Origin of the sequence: Pandoraea fibrosis (genome assembly GCF_000807775.2) — a bacterium.
In the GTDB taxonomy this organism is placed as follows: domain Bacteria; phylum Pseudomonadota; class Gammaproteobacteria; order Burkholderiales; family Burkholderiaceae; genus Pandoraea; species Pandoraea fibrosis.
This window is the reverse complement of record NZ_CP047385.1, coordinates 393,677-418,608: the sequence shown is the minus strand read 5'-3', so window position 1 is coordinate 418,608 and position 24,932 is coordinate 393,677. Positions and strand designations below refer to the sequence as shown.

Sequence of the window (24,932 nt, the reverse complement as noted above, 5' to 3'; positions counted from 1 at the left end):
GGTGCACAAATCATAGCGCGGACACGTCGAATCGGTGACACCTGAAACCGCTGTGCGAAACGCTCAGGGCTGCAACGCGCAGCGCAGTGTTGCCGTGAGTCTCGTCTGCCGGCAGCATCGGCACACAAACCAAAGGGGGCAGACGCTCCCTGAACAGCGTCTGCCCCCTTCGTCGATCTTGCCGGGCGCGCGACTCGGGCACGCGCGCCACGCAACGTCAGAACTTCATGCGAACGCCACCACCAAAGGTATCGCCGCCGGACATCGAGCTGACCTTGTCGTTCATGTAAGCCGCATAGATATCGGTGCGCTTCGACAGGTTGTAGTCGTAACCGAGCGCCCACGTCTTGCGGTTCACGTTGGTCGTACCGGAACTCTTCGTATACGCGTATGACGCCAGCACGCTGCCACCGCCCAGCGGCACGGACACGCCGAGCTGGCCGCCGTTCTCCGACACACCACCGCCGGTGATGTTGTTGCGGATGTACTGGTACTGGCCGAAGAGCTTCACGACCTGCAGGTCATACGTCGCGCCCAGTTGCACGGCCTGCTGGCTGCGGAAGCCCGCCATGCCGGCGAGATCGTCCGGCTGCGAGTCGAACTTCACCTGCTGATACGCCACGGTCGCGGCAAACGGGCCGTTGAAGTACAGCGCCGATGCGCTCCACTTGTTCTGACCGGCTTCGCCCGCCTTGTTGCCGAACGCATACGACACGCTGCCCGACAGGCCCTTGAAGTTCGGCGTGGTGTACATCACGGCGTTGCTCCAGCCGGAGTCGCCCACGATGCCCTGACCGGCCTGACCAATGAACGTGTGGAACACCATCGGGCTGAAGGTGTACGAATCGACGAACGGGTTGAACAGAATCGTCGAGACGAAGTACGACGTGGTGAGACGACCGATCGTGACCGTACCGGCGGAGTCCGAGGACAGACCGACGTAGGCGTTGCGCGAGAACATCGAGTCGCCCTGGAAGCGGCCATACTGGCCGTTCTGCGGACGGAAGAAGTCTTCGAGCACGAACACGGCCTTCAGGCCGCCGCCAAGATCTTCATTGCCCTTCATGCCCCAGTACGACGTGGACATGCCCCCGCCGCCCTGCGTCCAGGCACGATCGCCCCCTGGATTCTTGACCGCGCCCACCCAGGCGTCGACCTGACCGTACAACGTGACGTTCGATTGTGCGAATGCCGGTGCGCTCATGCACGCGCCCAACACGATTGCCCCGCCAATGCCCTTGGCCATGCTCCGCTTCATTGACTTCTCCTTGGTTTATGTATTTTGTATGCCTGTTCCCGCGTTGCGCGGGACCTGCCGGCGCCCGCTGAAGAAGCGCCTCCCTGATAAACGGCCGTGATTCTCGCACAGCCCCGCCATGCGCAGATAGGGCGGCACCGCACGAAAAAAGCACCACACGACGTGGCTCGGAAATGGTGGGGAGACAAAAATCGGCCGACCACCCGCGCCGCTATTAATCCCGGTATAACGAAATCGATATATCCCTTATATCAGCGGGTTAGCGAACACTCACATTCACCGTGACGTGCGGCAATAATAGGCAATTGGCATATACGACCGTCAGACGTCATTGGGTCGCGTCGGCCGCAGTCAATGTTGCACATGTGCAACATTCGATGCATTCGGGAGGGGGTGAGGAAAAAAATGCGGCGCGATGCCGGGCAAATTGTCCGGCACGGTGACATACGGGCTGTAGGGGGTGCGATCAGCGGGCCGAAGGACTCGCCCGCGAACGGTGAATGGCGTCAGCGCGTCATGAGGGTGGGCGCCGGCGCCCGTTAGCGATTGCGACGGTTGCCCTCGCCGCCGCGCGGGCCGCGTGGCTCGCCCTGCGGGGTGTACTGACGTTCGCGGGGCTCCGCCGGGGCAGCCCAGTTCGGATAGGCGGACTGTCCACGGCCACGATCGGCGTTGAAACGACTGATGTCTTCCCGAAGCGATGCCTTGTTCACGTCCAGCACGTCGCGCCCACGCCCACCGTCAGCCCAGGCAGGGTAGGCACACACCAGCAGCAACAGGAAACAGTAACGAAGTCGGGCACGCATTTGGGTTCAGCCACGGCACCCGGCCCTGAGTGGGGCCGGTTGGCACGGGACGCATTGGCTACCTTGCGGGTTGCAAGTGCGCCATACGCCTCAAGAATGACTGTACCGGGTCAGCCGAACGAGCGTCGACCGAAAAAATGTTAATGCCTGACGTGGTCTGCAACCGTTTGTAACTGCGGCAATCCGCTTACACAAGCCGCCCCGCAGGGCCATAGCCGACGGGGCTTTGAGAGCATTGATCGACGTGAGCCAAGCGCGCCGTCAACGTCTGCGAGTGCGACACTCGTCTTACTTCTCGACCTGTTTCTCGACGGACAGCGAAATCTCGCGCATCCGCTCGCCGCGCGGCGTTACCAGATCCTGCGCCGTGACCGTGAAGTTGACCGGACGCGCATACTTCCTGGTCGCGCTCTGCCATTCGGCAGGCAGGCCCGCCGGGTTCGTGGTCGTGGTGCGCAACGTCGTCACGCCACGGGTGCAACGCGAGACCTGCGTCGCGAACGACTGCGCCTGATTGCGCAGATCCATCGGCGTGATTTTCTGGTAATCCCAGATGCACTCGTAGGTCGGCGCGAGGCCTGTGGCCCGGAACACCTTGCAGTCGCCGCCCGGCACCGAATAAGTGGCCTGATAGCTTTCGCCACGCTCGTTCTTGGCCGCGAGCGGGCCGGTGATATCTTCAAAACCGTTCTGCGCGCTCTTGGCCAGCAAGAGGATGCCCTCACACTGGTCGGCGGCGAAGGCCGGCTGCACTGCGCAAAGGCAAGCGAGCAAGGCCCATCGTTGTCGTGAATTCGTTGCCATCGTTGGAATGTTATGACTGAGTGCGGTGGCGTGCAGCGTGGTCGCCGTGCGGGGCTGCGCCACTTGCGATATCCGCCATGAATGGTGCCATTAGAACCCAAAGTCGGCACGGACGAAACCACGGTCACAGGGGAAATCGTGCGCCATTTCGAGTGTGTGAACGCCCGATAGTTCGCTTGCGCTGCGTGCTCATCCAAAAGGCCGATTCACGAAGGCTGCCCGCGACCTATACTGCAATCGCAGTGAAACTGCATGGGCACGGCCGGGAACCGATGGTGGTTCAGTGCATGACGGCAATACCCCCAGGTGCCAAGTCTCCTTGGCCCTTACCACGCCGCGCCGGTACACGCGGCTGGCGATGCCCCGATGGGGCCTCAACCGGCGGCTTAGCCCGCCGGTTTCCATTTGTGCCTCTCCTGCCGACACACAGCCGCACGCTGCGATAGATGACAGCCGTCATCTGTCGGCCTCGCGCGACACCTCATGCCGACGGATTAAGCGAAAGTGCGGATTTCGCACGCGGCATCGCTCTGCAACTATCGAGACACAAGATCAATATTCGCCGGGCACTCACTTTCGGGAAGTCAACGGAGTGTTTGTGGATACGTGTGCGTCTTCCGCAGTGCATTGCTCGCAATGCGCTCGCGTGGTTGTGCGTGACGCGGGGTGAACCATGGGACACCCCACCCTCCCCTGCGGTCTTCGCCCCGATAGTCCGGAGAACGGCAAGGCGCGCGATATGGCGCGTCTCATGCGGCACGTTCGCGGGCACGGCGGCACGCTCGCCCATGTGCTTGGCGCCGTGGGCAAGTTCCGCTTTCGCCACGGCCACTGGCCCCGACGGTTGTACCTCTACCCCGAAACGCTCGCGGCGCTCGTGCAGGATCTCACCCCGCTGGGCTTCTACCGATTTCAGCAACGGCTCGACATCGTTGCCGACCTCGAGCGCGATCTTTTCTGTGTCGACGACAGCGGCAACGTGTCGATTTATCGGGTTCAGGCGACGTCCGATCCTGCAAGCATCGAGGCGGCCGCCGTCTGGCTGGGCTTGTTATCGATAGGCGGAGAGACGTCATGAGCCGACTCGCGATCGTTCTGGATGGTCTGATGCTGCTTTACCTCGCGGCCGCGACGGTCGTCGGCGTGCAATCGAGCGCCGCCGACGGGCATGAGCTGCTCGCCAGCGTACTTGGCGTGTTGCTCGCGCTATGCGTGCTCGCCCTGCTTGCCGCGCCGTTCTATGTCTCGCTTGTGGTGCTGGTCGCGCAATCCGAACGGCATCTTCGTTTGGCAGCATGGCTACATCGCGCGATGCTTGCGCTCATGATCGGGCTGACGTCCATCTCGGTGCTCGCGCGCGACACCATCGAGGTCTCCGCGCCACTCTTCGTGCTCGTCGCCGTGGTGTGTGTCGTCAATCTTGTCGCGCTCTCGCGACGGCGCACGCACTTCGAAGCGTTTCATCTTTTCGAGCATTGGTGATCGACACGACGTCGTGTCGATTTGCGAGCGTCGCACAGGCGGTGCTAGACTGCGCGGCATGAATCGCTGGCGCAAACTTCTCGTGCTGTGGCTGTTGTGCGTAACCATGCCCTTGCAGGCAATGGCCGCACTGCGCACGCATTGCGCACCGGGAACGACGACTGACGCCAGCGCCACAATGGCCATGCATCACGCGATGACGATGTCTGCACAGGGCAACGCCATGCCCGGCATGCATCACCATGACAGCGCCGCTGCAGACAACGCGAGCGCGTCTCCGACGGCCAATCAAGACGCGTCGTCGGACCCCGCGGCGGCGGCCAACCCGCACACCCTCCATGCGAGTTGCTCGGCCTGCGCGGCGTGCGTCGTCTGCACGGCGCTCCCGCCCAGTGTTGCCATTCGCACGCCGGACGCCCAACCGTCCGCCGCGATCCCCTTCCTTCGCACGTCGGCCGCCAGCGCCGTCGTTGCCGTGCCTGAGCGCCCACCGAAAGCCCTCGTCGCCTGACGGTTCCTCGCCGGTGTCTCGATGACAGACATCATTCGATGCTGCATCGTGCCGGCCGATGACTGACCGTCTCCGTTCTCCGTCTGACTGACTTTGCGCACTGTCACGTGACCGGCCTGCATTCGCCGGTCGTTCGCGTCGTCGCGTTGAGTCCGTCTGCCAGTTGAACCTGCGACGCCGTCGCGCCTCGTCAATGCGTGGCGCGGTCACGGCATCGCCAGATTGACGAGCCTTTCGATGACGTTTCTCACTTCTCTACGACGGCACACGTGGATCGTGCCGGCCGTGTTATCGCTGTGGAGCGCGTGGCCAGCGCCAGCCAGCAGCGCGACGAGTGCCCCGGCACTCCCGGCTCACGCGGCTCATGATGGTCACGCGAGCCCGACCGGATCCGATGATCCCGCTTCGCCGGATGCCCTCGCCGGTCCGTTGCCCGTCGGCGTGCTGCACGACTTTTCCCGTCCCGCGCTATCTGTCCCCACGGGCGATTGGCGCAAGGTGAACGCCAGTGTTTCCGCGATGACAGACATGACAGAGATGTCCGGCAGTCGCCACGACATGGGCGGCGCCACTGCGGCACCGGTCAATGGACATGCGGGACATGCCGGACACGGCACGCAAGGAGGCGCGCGATGACAGCTTCCCTCCTCCTCCCGCGCTCCGTCATGCCGAATGCGACGCTTGCGTTCCCCGCTCGGCAAAGTGCGCCCGCCGTCTCGCGACCGGGCCAACACCGCCGCGCACCGTTGATCGTCGCGGCCCTTGCCACGCTGGCACTATCGGGTTGCGCGACGTTCAGCAGCGACGGCGGCTTTGGCCCGGTCGCGCAAGCGACGCAGCAGCACCTTGGCGAACCGGCAGTCTGGGCACGCGACGATGCCGCGTTACAAGACCTCGCAAAAACACGCGACGACTGGCTCGCCCGCCCCCTGGACATCGACACCGCCGTGCGTCTCACGCTGCTCAATCATCGCGGCCTGCAAGCGACCTATGCGGAACTCGGCATCGCCGAAGCCTCGCTCGTGCAAGCCGGACGCCTGCCCAATCCGCGCTTCTCATTCCAACGCGTGCAGGGCGGCGGCGATATCGGCATCGAACGCACATGGGGACTCGACTTCGTTCGTGTGCTCACGATGCCACTCGCCTCGCGCATTGAAGCGCGCCGCTTCGCGCAGGTACAGGCACAAGTGACGCAGGCCGTCATCGAACAGGCGACGCTCACACGCCGCGCGTGGATTGATGCCGTGGCCGCGCAGGAACGCGTGCAGATTCTCGAGCAGACGAGTCTCGCCACCCAGGCGGCCAGCGAACTCGCCGACGGCATGGCGCGCGCGGGCAATTTCAGTGCGATGCGTCGCACGCAGGAAAATCTCGTCTACGCCGACACGGCGGCGCGCCTCGCACGAGCGCGTGAACAGGCCGGCACAGCACGCGAACAACTCGCCCGGCAAATGGGTCTGTGGGGCCAGCAACTGAGCTTCACGCTGCCGGCACGTCTGCCGGCGCTCCCGCGCATGCGGCCGACATGGCCTGACGCCGAAGCCCAGGCGTTACGCGAACGTGCCGACATTCGCGCCGCTCGTGCCGCGCTCGACAGCACGGCGAGCGATCTGGGACTCACGCGCGTCACGCGCTTCGTCAACGTGCTCGACACCGCCTATCGCAACAACAGTGCGACGGGCTCACCCAACGAGCGGGGTTACGAGATCTCGCTGGAGGTGCCGCTCTTCGACTGGGGCACCGCACGCGTGGCCGGTGCCGAAGCGCGCTATCGCCAGAGCGTCGACCGCCTTGCGGACACAGCGGTCGCCGCGCGTGCCGACGTTCGCACGCGGCGCGCCCAGACACTCGCCGCCTGGGACATCGCCGAGCACTACCGCGTGACGATTCTGCCGATGCGCCAGCGTGTCTCGGACGAATGGCTGCTGCGCTATAACGGCATGCTCGCCAGCGTCTTCGACCTGTTGACCGACGCGCGCGAGCAACACGATACGGTGCTGGCCTACATCGATGCCACGGCAGATTACTGGCTGGCCGACGCATCGTTTCGCGAGAGTCTGGGCGGTGGAGAAGCCGACACCGATGTCACCGCCGACACCACAGGCCCAGCCTCCACACCCGCTACGCCTCAAGGCACGGCGCCGGCCGCACCGCCCTCGCAACCTTCCCCGACTCACTCACATGGAGGTGGCGCATGACTTCGCGCCGACGATTCCTGCGTGACGCCAGCCTCGCCGTCATGGGCGCGACCGCCGTCGAACGCACCAGCCTGGCCGCCCTGCCCGACGCCGCCACGCGCAGCGACGCCAGCACCGCCAAACCGCTCGCGCCGCCCAACGGCCGCCCGTATCGCCCTGTCGTCACGCTCAACGGCTGGACACTGCCGTGGCGCATGCGCAATGGCGTGAAAGAGTTTCACCTGATCGCCGAGCCGGTCGTGCGCGAAATCGCGCCGGGCATGCAGGCAAATCTGTGGGGCTATAACGGTCAGAGCCCCGGGCCGACCATCGAAGTCGTGGAAGGCGATCGCGTGCGTCTGTACGTCACGAACCGTCTGCCCGAGGCCACCAGCGTGCACTGGCACGGCCAGCGCCTGCCCAACGGCATGGACGGTGTGGCGGGTCTGAACCAGCGCGCCATCGCACCGGGGCAAACCTACGTCTACGAGTTCGAAGCGAAGCGTCCCGGCACGTTCATGTATCACCCGCATGCCGACGAGATGATGCAGATGGCGATGGGCCTGATGGGCTTCTGGGTCACGCATCCGAAAGACCCGTCGTTCCTGCCGGTCGAGCGCGACTACGTGTTCCTCATCAACGCCTACGCCATCGACCCCGGCAGCCGCACGCCCCGGGTGAACGAAATGACGGACTTCAATCTGTGGACATGGAACAGCCGGGCGTTTCCCGGCATCGATCCGCTGGTGGCGCGTCAGGGCGACCGGGTGCGCATTCGTATCGGCAATCTCACGATGACGAATCACCCGATCCACTTGCACGGTCACGAGTTCAAGGTGACGGGCACCGACGGTGGCTGGGTGCCGCCCACCGCGCAATGGCCCGAGGTCACCACCGACGTCGCCGTGGGACAGATGCGCGCCATCGAGTTCGAGGCGACCGAGCCCGGCGACTGGGCCTTGCACTGCCACAAGTCGCACCACACGATGAACCCGATGGGCCACGAGGTACCGACCATGCTGGGCGTGAACCAGCGCGAGATCGCCACCCGGATCTCCCGCATCATTCCCGACTATATGGCGATGGGCGAAACCGGTGCGTCGATGAACGGCATGGAGATGCCTCTGCCGGAGAACACGTTGCCGATGATGACCGGCACCGGCCCCTACGGCCCCATCGAAATGGGCGGCATGTTCACCACCCTGAAAGTGCGGCAGGACCTGCCGCGCGACAGTTATCGCGATCCCGGCGCGTATCGCGCGCCACGAGGCTCGGTCGCGAGTCCGTGGCAAGGCAGCGCTTCGGCGTTACCCTCTCCTCATCGTCAGCCCGCCAACGCGGGCAAAACCGGAGTCAAATCATGATTCGCTCACGTATCCCTTCGCGCTTCACCCGTGTCTTCGCCATGCCGTTCGTGTTCGGCGCCGCCTCGCTCGCATTCGCTGCCCCTGCCGTTGCCGACGATCCGCACGCCATGCATATGCAGCACGGTCACGGCGGCGCGGCCACCGCCATCGGCGAACCCGGCGACGACGCGCAGGCCACCCGGACGGTCGATGTCGACATGCGCGACACCATGCGCTTCTCGCCCGCCACGCTCACCGTGCGTCGCGGCGACACGGTGCGCTTCGTGGTGACCAACAACGGCAAGATCCGCCACGAAATGACGTTGGGCACGGCGGCGTCGCTCGCAGAGCACGCCAAGATGATGCAGCAGATGCCCGGCATGTCCCACGCCGAACCCAATGCCGTGACGGTGGACCCGGGTGAGCGCAAGACGCTCGTGTGGCATTTCACCCAGCCGGGGACGGTGGAATTCGCCTGCCTCGAACCGGGACACTTCGAAGCCGGCATGCGCGGCGTGGTCAACGTGCGCTGAAACGCCGCTGATCGTCACGCGAGGGCGGCGGGTCAGTCGCAGCGCACCAACCCGCCGCTGAGCGCTTCGGTTGCGTCGGCTTCGAATGCCTCCACGTCACGCACTTTCAGCCGTAACCGGAGCGTGACGGCGTCGTCGTACCCGACGTCGAGCACCTCGGCGCAATGACGTTCCGCGATCCGGCGCAGCGTCGCTTCGTGGGCAAACGTGCAGCGGTAACGGGGTTCCGCCGTCGGCTCGACGGCGGTCAGCGTCGCGAGCTTCAGCGCTTCGCTGACCGCCTGTCCGTAGGCCCGGGTCAATCCGCCCGCGCCGAGCTTGATACCGCCGTAGTACCGAACGACGACCGCCAGCACGTTCGCCAACCCCTTGTGCATGAGCACGTTGTACATCGGCTTGGCCGCCGTGCCCCCCGGCTCGCCATCGTCATCGAAACCCGACGCCCCCTCGCACAACAACACCCAGCAGTAATGCGTGGCGTTGGGGTACCGCACACGCAGCGCGTCGAGTTCGCGCATCGCGGCCTCTCGCGAGGCCACAGGCATGACAATGCCGATGAACCGGCTCTTCCTGATATCCAGCTCGGTCTCGACCGGTGCTGCCAAAGCATACATACGACTGTCGTCCCCCGCGCGCCTTACAGGCGCACCTCGCCGCGAGCGAGTTCGATGACATTGCCCCCCACACGAATCTCCCGGTTCGCCGTGACTTCGAGCGTCAGTCGGCACGGACGCTCGATGGCATCGCCCTGCGTCACGCGTGCACGCACGGGCAACGGGTAGCCCTGACCGATCAGCCAGCCACCGAGGTTCGCGCATGCCGAACCGGTGCCCGGGTCTTCGCTCACCCCACCGCCCTGCGTGGTGAAGAAGTAGCGTGCCGTCACCTCCAGCTCGCCGCCGTTCGCGCTATCGATGGAAAACACGTAACCCGTCTTGCGCTCCAGGCTCGAGAGCGGCCACCGTTCCAGTCGCGCGCTGTCGGGTTGCGCACGCGCAACGGCGTCGGCATTGCGCACGGGAATCAGCAACTGGTCGGCGCCGGTGTCGACCCATTGCGGCGATTGCGCAAGGTCGTCGCGGCTCAGTCGCACCAGCGCGGCAATGTCGGCGTCCGCTTCGCTCGCCTTCTCGATCTTGGGCTCGCCCGACGACGGTGCCGTCAGCGTCCAGTGATCGCCCTCGGCCTTGACAGGTACCAGGCCTGCGGCGAATTGCAGCGTCACGTCATCGCCCAGTTCGCGCAACGCACGCAGCACGTGCGCCGTGCCCAGCGTCGGATGCCCGGCGAAACGCATCTCGTAGCCCGGCGTAAAGATGCGCACATGCGCATCGGCCTGCGCCGTCTGCGAAGGGAAAATGAACGTCGTCTCCGACAGGTTGAACTGCCGTGCCAACAATCGCATTTCGTCGTCGCTCAGGCCCCGCCCATCTTCGAATACGCACAGCGGATTGCCACCGAAGGTCGTTTCGGCGAAGACATTGACGATACGAAAGGCATAGGTACGGCTCATGACAAATCTCCAGTGGGGGCGGCGTCAGACGATGGCACGGCGAAAGAAGGCTCGTAGTCTCGCACATCACGCCACGGCACGCGCGCCAATGGCGGTGCTTTCAGCCGGTTGTCCCCCGTCCCATAGGAATCGTCTGCCGCATTGCCGGAAAACGGGCCATCGAAGCCCGCCCTTAATTGTCACACTATGGATGACAATTATTCACGATTCAGATGGATTGTAGTTCTCCGTCAGGACTCTAAAATGACATTCATCGAGGCCGATCAAGCCTCCCAACGAAACGATGAAGACTCAGGAGCCCATCATGCTGGACATCAGAAAAGCTGCAGACCGAGGCGTTGCCGATCATGGCTGGCTCAGCTCGCGCCACACGTTCTCGTTCGCCAATTATTACGATCCGAAGCAAGTCGGCTTTTCCGATCTGCTGGTGATCAACGACGACCGTGTGGCCCCGGCACAGGGCTTCGGCAAGCACCCGCACCGCGACATGGAGATCTTTTCCTACGTGCTCGAAGGCGCACTCGAACATAAGGACACCATGGGTACGGGTTCGGTGATCGAGCCGGGCGACGTCCAGTTGATGAGTGCCGGGCGCGGCGTGGCGCACAGCGAGTTCAACCACTCGCCCACGACGCCGGTGCACTTCCTGCAAATCTGGATCGTGCCGAACCAGACGGGGATCGCGCCTGAGTATCAGCAACAGCGTTTCACGCCGGAAGAAAAGCGCGGCCGCCTGCGCCTGATCATCTCGCCGGATGGCAACGACAACTCGCTGCACATCCATCAGGATGCTCGCGTGTATGCCGGTCTGTTCGACGGCGACGAGTCGGCTACGCTGACACTCGCACCGAATCGCTACGCTTACGTGCATGTCGCACGCGGTAGCGTGAGCGTGAATGGCGTGGCGCTGGGCGAGGGGGACGGCGTGCGTGTACGCGACGAAACCGCGCTCACGCTCTCGAACGGCACCGACGCTGAAGTGCTCGTGTTCGACCTGCGTCCGGTGGAAACGCCTGACTTCTAAGGCGAGGCAGGTAGACGCCGGATGCGCTCAACTTCCCGACGCATCTGGCGCCTTGGGCGCGACTTCCCGCGCGCCCGCGGCCGGTACCTCACGGTGCCGGCCGCTTTTCTTTGTCTGGGGTTCGCGAATGCGTGAGCGAATCAACGCTCGCGAAGGGTGAGCGAGCAGGCGTCGCCGCGCGCATCGCGGCTGACCGTGACTCGAGACAACCCGTCGAGCGTTGGTGCCAGCGCACGCCAGAGGAACGCACACAAATTTTCCAGCGTGGCCGGGCCAAGACCCGCCACATCGTCGAGCAACCGATGATCGAGCCGCTCGCGCACGCGGGTGAGTTCGGCGTCCAGACGGCCAAGATCGAGCACCATGCCGCTTTCGCCTTGCGGGTCGCCCGTCACCTCCACCGTCGCGCGGTAGCTGTGACCGTGGATGCGACGGCTGGCATCGATACTCGGCGGATCGATGTCGCGCCGGATCAATGTATGCGCCGCTTCGAACACGAAGCTACGCGAGAGCGTGAATTGCGCACGCGACTCCACCACGGCAAGACTGCGAGTCTTGCGTTGTGTGGTGCGCTTGAGCGCGCGCTCGCGCCCATCGTGCGACTCGCCGGATCCCCCACGACTCATGCGCTCTCGCTGGCCATTTCCAGAGGCAGCGCATGTTCGGCGTCGCGCCACGCGCTTTCGCCCTGAGCCAGTTCGACGACACTCAGTCGGCAAGCGTGGAAGGCCTGCTCGATGGCGGCCCGATCCATGTCGCGTCCGATGAACACGACTTCGTTGATGCGATCACCCCACGGCGCTTCCCAGTTCGCTTCGATCGCAACGCGCTGCGGATCGCCTTGCGGCGGCCATTGCGCCGGATCGGCGGCGGCCCACCAATGGCCCACGGGTTCCAGCGTTGCGGTATTGCCTGCACGCGAGTACGCCAGCGCCCAGGCCGGGCGGCTCGCCGCCCAGACATACCCCTTGGCGCGAATCAGTCCATCGAACGGCCTAGACATGAACGAGGCGAAGCGCGCCGGATGCAGCGGCTCGCGCTGACGCAGCACGAAGCTCGTCACACCATAGGTGTCGGCTTCGGAATCGTGCTCGCCCGCGAGCGCCTGCGCCCAACCGGCCATCTGTTCGGCACGTTCCGGGTCGAACAGCCCGGTACCCAGCACTTCGGTCAACGGCACCTGTCCGCGCTCGCCCAGCACGATGCGGGCCGACGGATTGAGACCGGTAATCAGCGCTTTGACGGCCTCGAGCCGCTCCGCGTCGACGCAATCCACTTTGCTGACCACAACCACGTCTGCGAACTCGATCTGTTCGGTCAGCAGTTCGGCGAGACGACGCTCGTCTTCCTCGCCGGCCACTTCGCCTCGCTGAGCGAGCGTGTCGAGGCTATGGAAGTCTTCGAGCACATGCAGGGCATCGACGACCGTCACCATCGTGTCCAGGCGCGCGATGTCAGCAAGCGACTGCCCCGCCTCGTCGCGAAACTCGAACGTCGCGGCGACCGGCATCGGTTCGGCAATGCCCGTCGATTCGATGAGCAGGTAGTCGAAGCGACCGTCCTGCGCGAGTTCGCGTACCGCGATGAGCAAGTCCTCGCGCAGCGTGCAGCAGATGCAACCGTTGCTCATCTCGACCAGACGCTCCTCTGTGCGCGAGAGCGCCGCGCCGGCGTTAGCCGCGCCACGCTCGACGAACGAGGCATCGATATTCACTTCGCTCATGTCATTGACGAGCACGGCCACACGCAGGCCGTCGCGATTGCGCAGCACATGGTTGAGCAGCGTGGTTTTGCCCGCACCGAGAAAGCCGGAAAGTACGGTGACGGGCAGGCGACGATCGGCGTCGCCGGATTTCGCGAGAGGGAGAGTCATGACGGCAAAGTCCTGTGATCTTGTGGGGGCGGGCAACGCGTGCCCGGTGCGCGCGATCTCCCGAAGGATGCGCACCGACGACACCCACCCGGGATGTCCCGCCGCACCCGCCGCCTGGGATGGCGGGTACGGCAATGCATGACGCCGCTGGCGCGCACCGTCGGGGGGATCGGCTCGGCATCACGCGGCACGGGCGCGTCGGCGCGCATTCGTGGCGATGCCAGCCGTTCACCGGACACCGCATGGCGCAAGACCCGCGACAGCCACGGCATGACGCCGGCCACTTCGCACCCACGTCATCGCCCGTCGCTGCACTGTCCGCAGCCGGATTCGTACCACCCAATTAATGCAACCGAGTTGCAATATGACGCGATGATACGGCGATCATTCCGATTTTGCAACTCAGTTGCACATACCCGACCTGTGGCGTGGTGCAGCCGCGCGACACATTGCCGCGCGAGGCGCCGCACTGGAACCGACGGGCGGCTGCGCCGGTCTGCAAGGTCTGCGATACTGCGCGAGCGGCGCAAGTCGCGTATTCCTGCGGGCCAAACCAGCCCTTGTGGCGTGGCATGCTCGGCGCAGAGCCCGTACCTCCGGTTCGCCGGCAAACGCCGCTTTCCCGACTTTTCCGTCCTTAAGCCGAACTCGATATGCGTACTTCCAAGATCGCTTCCCATGCTCCTCGCCCCACGACGTTGCTGCGCCGTGCCACGCAGGGACTCACGCTTGCAGCAGTGCTCGGTCTGGCCGGTCTCTCTCAAGGCGCCTGGGCGCACGCGCACGCCGTATCGAGCGAGCCTGCCGCGCAGGCCACTGTCGATGCGCCGAAGTCCGTGCGTGTCACGTTCGATTCGGCGCTCGAAGGCGCCCTCTCGAAGCTGAGCGTCGTCGACGCCAAGGGCAATCCGGTCACGCAGGCGAAACCCGAACTCGACGCTGCCCGCAAGACGCTCACCCTGTCGCTCCCCGCGTTGCCGGCCGGCGACTATCAGGCGAACTGGGTCGCTGTCGCAAGCGACGGCCATCGCACGCAAGGCAACTTCAAGTTCACTGTGAAGTGATGCCGGACGACCTGGCCGCCGGTACGTGGCAACCTGCCACGGCGGGGTTGCTGAACCTCGCGCTGGCGCTCGCCCTCGGGGTGTGGCTGTTACGTAGTCCGCACGCCGTGCGGCGCGGCCTTACGGTGCGGGTACTGCCCGCGTTCGCGGCCGGGCTCGCCATGCTCGCGTGGATCGCCTACGTGCTCGCGAGTACCGAAGCGATGACCGGCGGCGATTGGGACAGCACGTCGGCCATGCTCGGTGACGTGTGGCTCGTGCTCACACAATCGCACTTCGGCCGGATGCAGTGGGTCGCCGGTCTTGGCGCCGTGCTGTTATGTGTCGGCGCCTGGGCCTGGTACGACGCACGCCGCCGTCTGCGCGCGGTGCTGCCGGTCGCCGACGACCCTCGCGACCGGCATCACCGACGCGAACATCGTCAGGAGCGTTACGCCCGTGCGATCTATGCGGGCGGTGCCGTCGTGCTGGCGCTCGCCCGGGCCGGTACGGGGCATGCCGCGGACGCATCGATGCCATGGCTTGCCATCGGCGTGCATACCCTGCATGTGGGGGCTGCCGCGTCGTGGACCGGCGTCTTGCTCGTCGCCGGATGTGCGATCCCGGGCTGGCGTCACTGGCCGGTCGGCGCACGTGCCGCTTATGGTGAAAGGCTGTCGTCGGTCGCTACACTCGCGATGTTCGTGGCGCTCGTGACCGGGGCGTTCAACGCATGGCGCACACTCGGTGAAACGCCTTCGCTGTGGTTCACCGATCAGAATGCGCCGTATCTGGCATGGCTGGTCACGAAGCTCGTGCTGGTCGCCTGCGCCGCATTGCTCGGTGCGTGGAATCGTTGGCACTTCCTGCCACGTCTGGTGCTCGATACGGGGGAGACGCCACTCGATACTTCCGCCTTTGCCCGCGTCGTCGCCGTGGAAGCGCTCGTGCTGGTGATGGTGATGAGTCTGGCCGCCAAGCTCGGCACCACGATGCCTCCGGGCGTCTGATCGAATTCGATAGCAAGAAACGGAGCGCAGCATCGCGACCTGCTCCCTACACTGAAGGCCAGACTTCAGTCATCCGGAGACCATCGTGATGCGTACCGACCCAATGACCGCCAAACGTCCCCTTCGCTCCGATCCGCGCGATGCGCAGCCCCGAACCGCGTCTGCCCCAAACGCGACGCGCTACGCGACCGACAACGCGAAGTGGGCGGCCGTTGTCGCCCGCGACAAACAGGCGGATGGCGAATTCTTCTACTCCGTGCGCACGACCGGCGTGTATTGCCGCCCGTCGTGCGGCGCCCGGTTGGCGCGCCGTGAAAACGTGGCGTTTCATACGGACATGGCCGCCGCCGAGCGCGCCGGCTTTCGTCCGTGCAAACGCTGCAAGCCGGATCAGGGCGCACTCGACGCGCGTCACGCCGCGCTCGTGACCGCCGCATGCCGGCGTATCGAAACGGCCGAGACGCCGCCGCGTCTGGAAGCGCTCGCTGCCGAGGCCGGCCTGAGCCCTCACTATTTCCATCGACTCTTTCGCTCGGTGACAGGCGTGACGCCTCGCGCCTACGCGAACGCCCGTCGCGCCGAACGTGTGCGTGACGCACTGCCCGCCGCCGAGAGCGTCACGTCGGCGTTCTACGACGCAGGCTTCAACTCCAATGGCCGCTTTTATGCAAATGCCGATGCACTCCTCGGTATGAAACCGGCCGCGTTCCGCGCAGGCGGCAAAGCCGAATCGATTCGCTTCGCGGTGGCGCAATGCTCGCTTGGCGCGCTACTGGTGGCAGCGACCTCGCGCGGCCTTTGCGACATCTCGTTGGGCGACGACCCGGAGACGCTCGTGAAGGACTTGCAGGATCGCTTCCCAAAGGCGGAACTGGTCGGCGCAGACAGCGAGTTCGAACGTTGGGTCGCACAAGTCGTGGGATTCGTGGAGTCGCCGCGCATCGGTCTGTCGTTGCCGCTCGATGTGCGCGGCACGGCGTTCCAGCAGCGCGTCTGGCAGGCGTTGCGGGAAGTGCCCGCAGGGGAGACGGCCAGTTACGCACAGATCGCCGAGCGCATCGGATCCCCCCGCGCCGTGCGTGCCGTGGCGCAAGCCTGCGCGTCGAACAAACTGGCTGTGGCGATTCCGTGTCACCGGATCGTGCGCAACGACGGCGCGCTGTCGGGCTATCGCTGGGGCGTCGAGCGCAAGCGCGCGCTACTCGCTCACGAGCGTGCAGAGCGGGGCGACGCGTCGGACAAAGTGAACAAGGTGAAGCGGTGAGCGCAGGCACCTCAGTCATCCACTCGCTCGACTGGGCTGCACTGGAAGACGAACTCAATCGCTTCGGTGCAGCACACATTCCCCGTCTGCTGAACGATGGCGAATGCACCGACCTCTGCGAGATGTACGGCGAGACGAACGGCAAAACGAGCGCGACACCAACATCGCCTCGCTTTCGCAGCCGCGTCGTGATGGCGCGTCATGGTTTCGGTCAGGGGGAATATCAGTACTTCGCCTATCCGCTGCCTTCGCTCGTTGCCGAACTGCGCGAAGCGTTCTACGCACCGTTGCGCGAAATCGCGCATCGCTGGCACGCAGCGATGGGCATCGACGCTCGCTATCCGCCCACGCACCGCGCCTACCTCGCGCAGTGCCACGACGCGGGCCAGCGCCGCCCAACGCCGCTACTGCTGCGCTACGAAGCCGGCGACTACAATTGTCTGCATCAAGACCTTTACGGGGAACACGTCTTCCCGTTACAGGTGGCCATTCTGTTGTCGCAGCCCGGTAAGGACTTCACAGGCGGCGAATTCGTACTCACCGAGCAGCGTCCGCGCATGCAGTCGCGTGCCGAAGTGGTGCCGCTCACGCGCGGCGACGCCGTGGTGTTCCCCGTGCATCACCGCCCGGTGAACGGCACACGCGGGGTATATCGCGTCAACATGCGTCACGGTGTGAGCCGTGTGCGCAGCGGCCATCGGCATACGCTCGGCGTAATCCTGCACGACGCCACATGACACTCGACCTCTTCGGCAACGACGATGCCCGCCACGACAGCCCCCAGACGGACGAACTCGGCCCGGGCGCTTTCGTGTTGCGGGGGTTTGCGCAGCCGCAACTGACGACCCTGCAAGCGGATATCGACGCGGTGATTGCGCAGGCACCGTTGCGTCACTGGCTGACGCCGGGGGGCAAGCGCATGTCGGTCGCCATGACGAATTGCGGGGAAGTGGGATGGATCAGCGACCGGATGGGATATCGCTACGGCGCGCACGATCCGCTCTCGCGGCAACCGTGGCCGTCGATGCCGGCCTCGTTCGAAGTGCTCGCGCAGCACGCCGCCGAGGCGGCCGGCTATCGGGACTTCCGGCCCGACGCCTGCCTCATCAATCGCTATGCGCTGGATGCACGGCTCACGCTGCATCAGGATCGCGACGAGCGCGAACTGGGGGCGCCCATCGTGTCGGTCTCGCTCGGCCTGCCCGCGATTTTTCTGTGGGGCGGCCTCCAGCGCAGCGATCGCACACGTCGCGTGCGGCTTGCGCCGGGCGACGTCGTGGTATGGGGCGGGCCGTCGCGACTCGCCTATCACGGCATTGCCAGCGTCGAAGGCAGCTTCGACGCGCAAGCCGTGCGTTACAACCTCACGTTCCGGCAGGCGCGCTGATCGCTGTCTCGAACAACGAACGACGACTCACGCGCGCCGCCGTCACACCACGCTCAATAGCCGACCGTGAAACGTGCGCGCGGATGCTGGTTCTTTTCGAGCTCGTCGACAAGCGCGATGGCGTAGTCCTCCATCGAAATCCAGCTCTTGCCGTTGGCATCGACCAGCAGGCCATCGCCCCCCACACGGAACTTGCCCGTGCGCTCTCCCGGTTCGAACAACGCCGACGGCGACAGGAACGTCCAGTTCAGCGGTGAGTCTTTCGGCTCGGCGCGCAACACTTCCAGAAACACGCGACCGGCGCTGGCTTCCGGCTTGTACGCTTGCGGAAACTCCGGCGTGTCGATCAATGCCTTGCCCGGCGCAATCTCCAGACTGCCGGCACCGCCCACCACGAGCAGACGCGGCACCTTTGCGCGCTTCACGGCGTCGATGAGCTTGGCCGCATCCATCGAGACAAAACGACCGGCGCTGATCACGGCATCGTGACCGGCGAGCAGCGGCGCGAGCGACGCCGGATCGGCGGCATCCCCCTTGACGACGGTGAGGCCCGCCTCGGCTTCGACGCGCTCGGGATTACGGGCGATGCCCGTGACGGTGTGACCACGTTGCAGCAACTCGGCGGCAACGCGCGTTCCCACGCGGCCGGTGATACCAATCAAGGCGACTTTCATCAGGAATCTCCTGGGAGTGAGGGGGAATTCGGGGTTCACGGGTGAGCAGGTAAAGCGCGAGCGCTCAGAGCGCGCAGCCGTCGGGACCGCATTGCGGCAACGCGCTGCCATCGCCATCGGCAGACGACACCTGTGCGGCCAGCAAACGCTCGCGCAGCGCATCGCGCCACGCATCGGGTTGTCCTAGATAGCGGCCCGGTTCCAGCCGCTCGATCTTGCCGCCGATATCCAGCGCAAACGTCGGAAAGCCGCTGCCACCCACGCGGGTCAACCACGCGCGACTGTCGCGGAAATGCTGCATGAGCGCAGCGGCATCCTGCGCGTCGAAGGCACTGGCGAAGGCGTTGCGATCCAGCCCCAGATCCGCGGCGATACCGACGAGCACGTCGCGATCGGCAATGCGTCGACCGTCGACGTAATGCGCGCGCTGTAACGCGGCGAACATGTCGAGGCCGCGGCCAGCCAATGCTTCGGCCGCCAGCACGGCGGCAGTGGGCGGCGCAGAGTCGAACACGGCAGTGCCGTCGCGCAGCAAGCCGTCGAAATAGGCGTCGCCGAACGGCTGGCCGGTCAACGACGCAATGCGATGGTCGTGCGGCATGACGTAATTGCGAAGCTGTGGCGTGACGGGTTGGGCGTTCGGACCGGCCATCATGCCGCCCCCGTGAAACGCCACGTCGAGGCCCGCCACATCGCGCGCCGCACGCACCAGCGGCGCGGCGGCATAACACCATCCGCACAGCGGATCGGCGATGTAATGCAAAGTTGCCTGAGTCATTTCGGTCTGTCCTGTGTCGTGCAGCGCCGTCGCTCGACGGCGTCTCATGAATGCCATCGTAGTCGCGCCAATCGCTCAAAAAAAGCCCATAATGGCGATCACTTTGTTGCACAGATCGAGCAAATCATGGACCGTCTGACGGCAATGCGTGTCTTTACCGAGGTGGCCGATCGCGGCTCGCTCACGGCGGCAGCGCAACGGCTGGACATGTCGCGGGCGATGGTCTCGCGGTATCTGGCGGAACTCGAGGCGTGGCTCGGCACGCGCCTGCTGCACCGGACGACGCGCGCCGTGAGCCTGACCGACGCCGGCAACGACGCGCTGCCGCGTTGCCGCGAAATGCTCGGCATCGCCGACGATCTTGCCTGCACCTCGAACGCCGACAGCGCGCCGCGCGGCCTGCTGCGCGTGGCGTGCAGCACCTCGCTCGGTCAGGCGTTTCTGGCGGCGGCCGTCACGCGTTTCATCGCCCGGCATCCCGGCGTAGCCATCGATCTCGTCGTGGCGGACCGCGCCGTCGATCTGGTGGACGAGCGCATCGATCTGGCGATTCGCGTGACTTCCGAACCGTCGCCCGGCCTGATTGCCCGCCGTCTTGCCACTTGCCACTCCGTGGTCTGCGCCTCACCGGCGTATCTCCAGCGTCATGGCACACCGGAGCGTGCCGAAGACCTCGCGCTGCACAACTGTCTGACGTACACCTATTTCGGCAAGAGCCTCTGGCAATTCACCCATCACGGCACGCCGCTCGGCGTACCCGTCGGCGGCAATCTGTCGGCCAATGAAGTGAACGTGGTCTTCGCCGCCACGCTGGCGGGTGCGGGCATCTCCATGCAGCCGGTGTATTCGGCACTGCCGCATCTGCGCGACGGCACGCTACGTGCCCTGCTGCCCGACTACGTGCCGCGCGAGATGACGGTCTACGGCGTGTACATGTCGCGCAAGCAGATGCCCAGCGCCCTGCGCGCGCTGCTCGACGATCTGGTCGAACAGTTCCGTACCGGACTCTTCGAGGACACCGGCTACGCAGGACGTCAAGCCACGCCCTCTGCCTGAAGCCTCCCCAGCGTTTCGTCTGTCGTGACGCCATCGCGGCGTCACCGAATTGTCACAATCCCCGCGTAAAAACGTCGTCTGCCTCGCCCGCGCGGGAAAGCCGTCAATGCCGTTTCCGTGTGTCGGCGCCTGCTGCCGCCGACCGGTGGCCACGGCCCACGTCCCCCGCGCGCATCTAGCCGAACGCCACTGCCCGATACGTCAATCAAGGACATCATGACGAACGACGCCACGCCCCACCCCCACGATCCCGCTCTGGATGCCGACCTCTCGCACGACGACAATCCGTCGGACCCGTCGCGTCGCCGTCTGCTTCAGGGGCTGGCCGCCATCGGCGCCGCCGGTGCAGCAGGCGCCACTACAGCTCTGACTGGCTGCGCCGCCGAAGGCGGTGCGGGCACCCCGACAGTCGTGCCCGCAGGCGGCACGTTCGACGCGCAGCTCAAGGCCAACATCAAGACGGTGGTCGTGATCTATCTCGAGAACCGCAGCTTCAACAATCTGTTCGCCGATTTCCCCGGCGTGGAGAAGCCGCTCTCGAAGGTGCCCGCATCGGCCTACACGCAGCTCGACCGCGACGGCAAGACGCCGATGTCGCTGCTGCCGCCGTTCTTCGACGGTCTGGTGCCTCGCCCACAGATGATCGGCGGCAAGAAGTACCACATCACCGAGAAGGATATCGGGCGTCAGCCGAACGCCCCATTCATGCTCAAGGACGCTGACGGCAAGCTGCTGCCGGAATCGGTCATCACCCGCGACCTGTGGCATCTGTTCTGGCAGAACCAGATGCAGATCAACGACGGCGCGAACAACCAGTTCGCCGCGTGGGCCGACTCGGGCGGTACGGTGATGGGCTACTACGGCGAGACCGCCAAGACGCTCGACATGTACAAGATCGCGCAGCAGTACACGATGTGCGACAACTTCTTCATGGCGGCATTCGGCGGCTCGTTCCTGAATCACCAGTTCCTGATTTCGGGCCGCCCGCCGGTCTATCCGAACGCAGCGCAAAGCCCTGCGAAAGACAAGATCGCCGTGCTGGCCGATGGGCCGCAGGGCGTGCGTCTGGCGGTGGCCCCGGACTCGCCCGCGTCGGCCGCCGACGGTAAGCCGAAATTCGTGCGCGACGGCGCCATCACACCCGATGATTTCGCGGTCAACACCATGATGCCGCCGTATCAGCCGTCGCCGATCAAGCCGGCGGCAGCGGGCGACAAACGTATGGCCGATCCGTCGAACCCTGCGACGCTGCCACCGCAGACGTTCGCCACCATCGGCGATCTGCTCTCGGCGAAAGGCGTGTCGTGGGCCTGGTATGCGGGCGCGTGGCAATCGGCGCTCGATCACAAAGGCGGCGCGGACCGGCCGAACTTCCAGTATCACCATCAGCCGTTCAACTACTTCGCGCAGTTCGCGCCGGGCACGGCCGCACGTGAGGCGCACCTGCGCGACGGTGGCGAGGGCGACAGCCCGATCGCGAACAAATTCCTCGCCGACGCCATCGCCGGCAAGCTGCCCGCCGTCACGTTCTACAAGCCGCAAGGCAATCTGAATCAGCACGCCGGTTATTCGGATGTGGAGTCGGGCGACCAGCACGTGTCGAACGTGCTCGCGCACCTGATGAAGTCGCCGCAGTGGCAGAACATGATGGTCGTGATCACGTATGACGAAAACGGCGGCTGGTGGGATCACGTGGCCCCGCCGAAGGGCGATCGCTGGGGTCCCGGCTCGCGCGTTCCGGCGCTCGTGGTCTCGCCGTTCGCCAAACGCGGCAATGTCGATCACACGTTTTACGACACCACGTCGGTGCTGCGCTTGGTCACCCGTCTGTACGACCTGCCGACGCTCGAAGGCCTCGCCCATCGCAACGCCGCCTTCGCCGCACGCGGTGCCATGCCGCCGGGCGATCTGACGAAGACGCTGACGTTCGCCTGAGCATGAAAATGCGCATGCGGCGGACATCGTCCCCGTCGCGCGCCTAAGGAAAAGGGCACCTTCGGGTGCCCTTGCCTTTTGCTACCGCGCAATGCCTGCGGCGCGCGTCACGCCTGGGAGTCGAGTTCGTCGGAGCGCACCAGCAGCTTGTCGAGCAAACGCTCGTACACACGCATTTCGTCGTCCGTCAGCGCGTCGAACAACCGTTCGTAATGCGCGCGCGCGGCGTCTATCACCACGCGCCACACACGCTCGCCTTCCGGGGTGAGCGACACCTTCACCGCACGGCCGTCGTGCTCGTCCGGGCCGCGACGGACCAACCCGCGCGAGACCAGTCCGTCCGCCCCGCGGCTCGCCTGACTCTTATCGAGATTCGCCCGGCGCGCCAACTCCGAGTTCGACAACGCCCCCGCCGTACCCACGGCGGCAAGCACGCGCGACTCGGCCAGACTCAATTGCGCCGCGTCCGCATACGACTGCGCGATGCGCTTGTCGTGCTGCTTCATCAGGCGGTGCATCTTGTACGTCAGGAACTGGTCGAGCGATGGGTGAACAGGCCGCATTTCAGTGTTTTCCCCTAGACGAAATGGGTCGATATTTGGTTGCGAACGCAACCTTAGCACACTAGAATTGTTGTGTTAGCAACTAAATGCTCGATGACGTTTTTCGTCATTCGCGCGATGTGCGACCAGGGGTCCCTCCGCTGACACGAGACTGCCTGCACATGCGCCGAGCGGCTTATAGGGTGCCGCATCATGCATCGACCAGAGACCACCCCGCGCGCGTCGCTTTATCACGCGTACCGCGTTCATCCCCACTTCGCGCCGCAGGGCGACACGTCGGAAGTCCCCGTCACCGTCGTCGGCGGCGGCCCCATCGGCCTGGTCACGGCGCTCGCGCTGGCGCGCCACGGTGTGCGCTGCGTCGTGCTGCAAGCCGAACAGCAAGTCTCGGAGGGCAGCCGCGCCATCGTCTTCACGCGCCGCTCGCAGGAAATTCTGCAAGCCGTGGGCGTGGCAGACGCCGTGGTCGCCAAGGGCCTGCCGTGGACCAGCGGCAATTCGTACTATCGCGGCCAGCGCGTGTTCCGCATGGAATCCCCCGTGGACGAGGACGACCGCTTCGCACCGCTCATCAACCTGCAACAGAACGTGCTCGAGAGCTATCTGGTCGAGGCTATCGAGCGTGAGCCGCGCATCGAGATGCGCTGGGGCAACAAGCTCACTGGACTCACGCAGGATGCACACGGTGTCACCCTGCAAATCGACACGCCCGATGGCGAGTACACACAACGCACGCAGTGGCTCGTCGCCGCCGACGGCGCGCGCTCGACCGTGCGTACCGCGCTGGGCCTGCGCTTCGAAGGCGCGAGCTACGAGGGCCGTTTCGTCATCGCCGACATTCGCATCGATCTCGATCTGCCGACCGAGCGGCTCGCGTATTTCGCGCCCGACTGGAATCCGGGAAACACGGTGCTCATGCATCGCGAGCCTGACGGCATCTGGCGCGTGGACTATCAATTGCCTGCGTCGGAGACCTCCGAACATGCGCTGCAACCCGAGACGATTCGCGAATGCATCAACGCGCAGCTCGAGATGATGGGGCTGGGCGGCAAGCCGTGGGAACTCGATTGGTGTTCGGTATATTCGGCGCGCGCGCTGACGTTGCCCGACTACGTGCAGGGCCGCGTGCTCTTCGCGGGGGACGCCGCGCATCTGTTGCCGATCTTCGGCGTGCGCGGCGCCAACACGGGCTTTCAGGACGCCATCGACCTGTCGTGGAAGCTGGCGGCCGTCGCGAAGGGAGCGGCGCCTGCGCCACTGCTCGCGTCGTACACGCACGACCGTGTGGGCGCGGCCCGGGAAATCATCGCGGAAGCCGGCAAGAGCACACGTTTCATGACGCCGCCATCGCATGGCTTTCGGGTATTGCGCGACGCCGTGCTGGATCTCTCGCTCGACCACGAATTCGTGCGGCCGCTGTTTCACTGGCGCACGTCGCGCGCACACGACTATCGCGACTCGCCACTGAACTGCCCCGACGACGATAACGCCCGCATGACGGCCGGCCCGACGGTCGGTGCGCCGGCGGCGAATGTGAAGCTGGGCGAGAACGACTATCTCTACGATCACCTCGGCGCGGCATTTCATCTGGTGACGTTTGGCGACGCACCGCTCGACGAGGGCTTGCGTCACGAAATCGTGACGTGGCGCGAAAGCGGTGTGCCGGTGAAGGTCATCGCGTTTGCCCCGTCGCAACGCACTGTCCCGGGCGCGGATATCACGCTGCCCGATCCGACCGGGCACGCCGCGATGAAATACGGTGCCGCCAACGGCACGGCATATCTCGTGCGCCCCGATCACCATGTCTGCGCCCGTTGGCAGCAGATCGACGCCGCACGTCTGGCTCGCGCGCTCGCGCAGGCCACGGCCCGCGCGTGAGTCGTCGCGTCACACAA

Annotated in this window: 25 protein-coding genes; 15 read left to right on the top strand and 10 right to left on the bottom strand. The window is 65.3% G+C overall.

The features are described from left to right. Positions 1–217: 217 nt before the first annotated feature. The 3 genes from PI93_RS01795 to PI93_RS01785 all read right to left on the bottom strand — a co-directional run bounded on the left by PI93_RS01795 (position 218) and on the right by PI93_RS01785 (position 2,931). The gene (locus tag PI93_RS01795) at positions 218–1,258 is read right to left on the bottom strand and encodes a porin (RefSeq protein ID WP_039370636.1); all 1,041 of its coding nucleotides are present in this window, start codon (positions 1,256–1,258) and stop codon (positions 218–220) included. Between the two features lie 539 nt (positions 1,259–1,797). After that, entirely contained in the window at positions 1,798–2,064 is a 267-nt protein-coding gene (locus tag PI93_RS01790; RefSeq protein WP_039370633.1) for a hypothetical protein, read from the bottom strand. 288 nt (positions 2,065–2,352) lie between these two features. Further along, positions 2,353–2,931 carry a hypothetical protein gene (locus PI93_RS01785; protein ID WP_039370631.1) on the bottom strand — a complete coding sequence of 193 codons (579 nt, stop codon included), beginning with the start codon at positions 2,929–2,931 and terminating at the stop codon, positions 2,353–2,355. Between the two features lie 610 nt (positions 2,932–3,541). Here PI93_RS01785 and PI93_RS01780 point away from each other — a divergent pair. The 6 genes from PI93_RS01780 to PI93_RS01755 all read left to right on the top strand — a co-directional run bounded on the left by PI93_RS01780 (position 3,542) and on the right by PI93_RS01755 (position 8,917). Next, the gene (locus PI93_RS01780) at positions 3,542–3,946 is read left to right on the top strand and encodes a hypothetical protein (protein WP_144400322.1); all 405 of its coding nucleotides are present in this window, start codon (positions 3,542–3,544) and stop codon (positions 3,944–3,946) included. Then, positions 3,943–4,350 (top strand): hypothetical protein, encoded by a 408-nt coding sequence (locus PI93_RS01775; protein ID WP_039370624.1) that lies wholly within the window; start codon positions 3,943–3,945, stop codon positions 4,348–4,350. The genes PI93_RS01780 and PI93_RS01775 overlap by 4 nt, the downstream gene beginning before the upstream one ends. Positions 4,351–4,408: 58 nt before the next feature. Continuing rightward, positions 4,409–4,861, top strand: a complete 453-nt coding sequence (locus PI93_RS01770) for a hypothetical protein (RefSeq protein WP_039370621.1) — start codon at positions 4,409–4,411, stop codon at positions 4,859–4,861. 632 nt (positions 4,862–5,493) lie between these two features. Then, positions 5,494–7,059, top strand: coding sequence for a TolC family protein (locus PI93_RS01765; RefSeq protein WP_236105706.1), 1,566 nt, complete (start codon positions 5,494–5,496; stop codon positions 7,057–7,059). Continuing rightward, a complete protein-coding gene (locus PI93_RS01760; RefSeq protein ID WP_039370619.1) occupies positions 7,056–8,402 on the top strand; it encodes a multicopper oxidase family protein in 1,347 nt (448 codons plus the stop codon). The genes PI93_RS01765 and PI93_RS01760 overlap by 4 nt, the downstream gene beginning before the upstream one ends. Then, positions 8,399–8,917 carry a cupredoxin domain-containing protein gene (locus PI93_RS01755; RefSeq protein WP_236105698.1) on the top strand — a complete coding sequence of 173 codons (519 nt, stop codon included), beginning with the start codon at positions 8,399–8,401 and terminating at the stop codon, positions 8,915–8,917. The genes PI93_RS01760 and PI93_RS01755 overlap by 4 nt, the downstream gene beginning before the upstream one ends. 32 nt (positions 8,918–8,949) lie before the next feature. On the opposite strand, the gene PI93_RS01750 is transcribed toward PI93_RS01755, so the two are convergent. Further along, complete coding sequence (locus PI93_RS01750; RefSeq protein ID WP_039370617.1) at positions 8,950–9,531, bottom strand: IMPACT family protein; 582 nt, start codon at positions 9,529–9,531, stop codon at positions 8,950–8,952. A 23-nt stretch (positions 9,532–9,554) separates the two neighbouring features. Continuing rightward, positions 9,555–10,430 carry a PhzF family phenazine biosynthesis protein gene (locus tag PI93_RS01745; protein ID WP_039370615.1) on the bottom strand — a complete coding sequence of 292 codons (876 nt, stop codon included), beginning with the start codon at positions 10,428–10,430 and terminating at the stop codon, positions 9,555–9,557. Positions 10,431–10,734: 304 nt separating this feature from the next. On the opposite strand from PI93_RS01745, the gene PI93_RS01740 reads away from it, so the two are divergent. Continuing rightward, positions 10,735–11,454 carry a pirin family protein gene (locus PI93_RS01740; RefSeq protein WP_039370776.1) on the top strand — a complete coding sequence of 240 codons (720 nt, stop codon included), beginning with the start codon at positions 10,735–10,737 and terminating at the stop codon, positions 11,452–11,454. A gap of 140 nt (positions 11,455–11,594) precedes the next feature. On the opposite strand, the gene PI93_RS01735 is transcribed toward PI93_RS01740, so the two are convergent. Both PI93_RS01735 and PI93_RS01730 read right to left on the bottom strand, forming a co-directional pair. Beyond that, a complete protein-coding gene (locus PI93_RS01735; RefSeq protein WP_080759194.1) occupies positions 11,595–12,080 on the bottom strand; it encodes a 6-pyruvoyl trahydropterin synthase family protein in 486 nt (161 codons plus the stop codon). After that, on the bottom strand, positions 12,077–13,327 hold the full coding sequence (locus PI93_RS01730; protein ID WP_039370612.1) for a GTP-binding protein: 1,251 nt from the start codon (positions 13,325–13,327) through the stop codon (positions 12,077–12,079). Before PI93_RS01730 ends, PI93_RS01735 begins: the two co-directional genes overlap by 4 nt. Positions 13,328–13,980: 653 nt before the next feature. On the opposite strand from PI93_RS01730, the gene PI93_RS01725 reads away from it, so the two are divergent. From PI93_RS01725 to alkB, 5 genes are all read left to right on the top strand, one after another. Beyond that, entirely contained in the window at positions 13,981–14,391 is a 411-nt protein-coding gene (locus PI93_RS01725; protein ID WP_080759193.1) for a copper resistance CopC family protein, read from the top strand. After that, the gene (locus tag PI93_RS01720) at positions 14,391–15,380 is read left to right on the top strand and encodes a copper resistance D family protein (protein WP_039370610.1); all 990 of its coding nucleotides are present in this window, start codon (positions 14,391–14,393) and stop codon (positions 15,378–15,380) included. The genes PI93_RS01725 and PI93_RS01720 overlap by 1 nt, the downstream gene beginning before the upstream one ends. An 88-nt stretch (positions 15,381–15,468) precedes the next feature. Continuing rightward, complete coding sequence (ada, locus tag PI93_RS01715; protein ID WP_328803342.1) at positions 15,469–16,644, top strand: bifunctional DNA-binding transcriptional regulator/O6-methylguanine-DNA methyltransferase Ada; 1,176 nt, start codon at positions 15,469–15,471, stop codon at positions 16,642–16,644. Next, on the top strand, positions 16,641–17,381 hold the full coding sequence (locus PI93_RS01710) for a 2OG-Fe(II) oxygenase (protein ID WP_039370605.1): 741 nt from the start codon (positions 16,641–16,643) through the stop codon (positions 17,379–17,381). Before ada ends, PI93_RS01710 begins: the two co-directional genes overlap by 4 nt. Then, a complete protein-coding gene (gene alkB, locus PI93_RS01705) occupies positions 17,378–18,031 on the top strand; it encodes a DNA oxidative demethylase AlkB (protein WP_039370602.1) in 654 nt (217 codons plus the stop codon). The genes PI93_RS01710 and alkB overlap by 4 nt, the downstream gene beginning before the upstream one ends. Before the next feature lie 53 nt (positions 18,032–18,084). On the opposite strand, the gene PI93_RS01700 is transcribed toward alkB, so the two are convergent. Both PI93_RS01700 and PI93_RS01695 read right to left on the bottom strand, forming a co-directional pair. Next, positions 18,085–18,705: an NAD(P)-dependent oxidoreductase gene (locus PI93_RS01700; RefSeq protein WP_039370600.1), complete on the bottom strand. Its 621-nt coding sequence runs from the start codon at positions 18,703–18,705 to the stop codon at positions 18,085–18,087. A gap of 64 nt (positions 18,706–18,769) precedes the next feature. Next, entirely contained in the window at positions 18,770–19,483 is a 714-nt protein-coding gene (locus tag PI93_RS01695; RefSeq protein ID WP_039370597.1) for a DsbA family protein, read from the bottom strand. A gap of 126 nt (positions 19,484–19,609) precedes the next feature. Between PI93_RS01695 and PI93_RS01690 the strand changes: the two genes are divergently transcribed. Then, entirely contained in the window at positions 19,610–20,539 is a 930-nt protein-coding gene (locus PI93_RS01690; RefSeq protein WP_039370595.1) for a LysR family transcriptional regulator, read from the top strand. Between the two features lie 216 nt (positions 20,540–20,755). After that, positions 20,756–22,474 (top strand): acid phosphatase, encoded by a 1,719-nt coding sequence (locus tag PI93_RS01685; protein WP_080759192.1) that lies wholly within the window; start codon positions 20,756–20,758, stop codon positions 22,472–22,474. A gap of 107 nt (positions 22,475–22,581) precedes the next feature. Here the strand turns inward: PI93_RS01685 and PI93_RS01680 are convergent, their stop codons facing one another. Beyond that, positions 22,582–23,037 carry a MarR family winged helix-turn-helix transcriptional regulator gene (locus tag PI93_RS01680; RefSeq protein WP_039370592.1) on the bottom strand — a complete coding sequence of 152 codons (456 nt, stop codon included), beginning with the start codon at positions 23,035–23,037 and terminating at the stop codon, positions 22,582–22,584. A gap of 192 nt (positions 23,038–23,229) precedes the next feature. Between PI93_RS01680 and PI93_RS01675 the strand changes: the two genes are divergently transcribed. Next, positions 23,230–24,915: an FAD-dependent monooxygenase gene (locus tag PI93_RS01675; RefSeq protein ID WP_039370588.1), complete on the top strand. Its 1,686-nt coding sequence runs from the start codon at positions 23,230–23,232 to the stop codon at positions 24,913–24,915. The last annotated feature ends 17 nt before the right edge of the window (positions 24,916–24,932 follow it).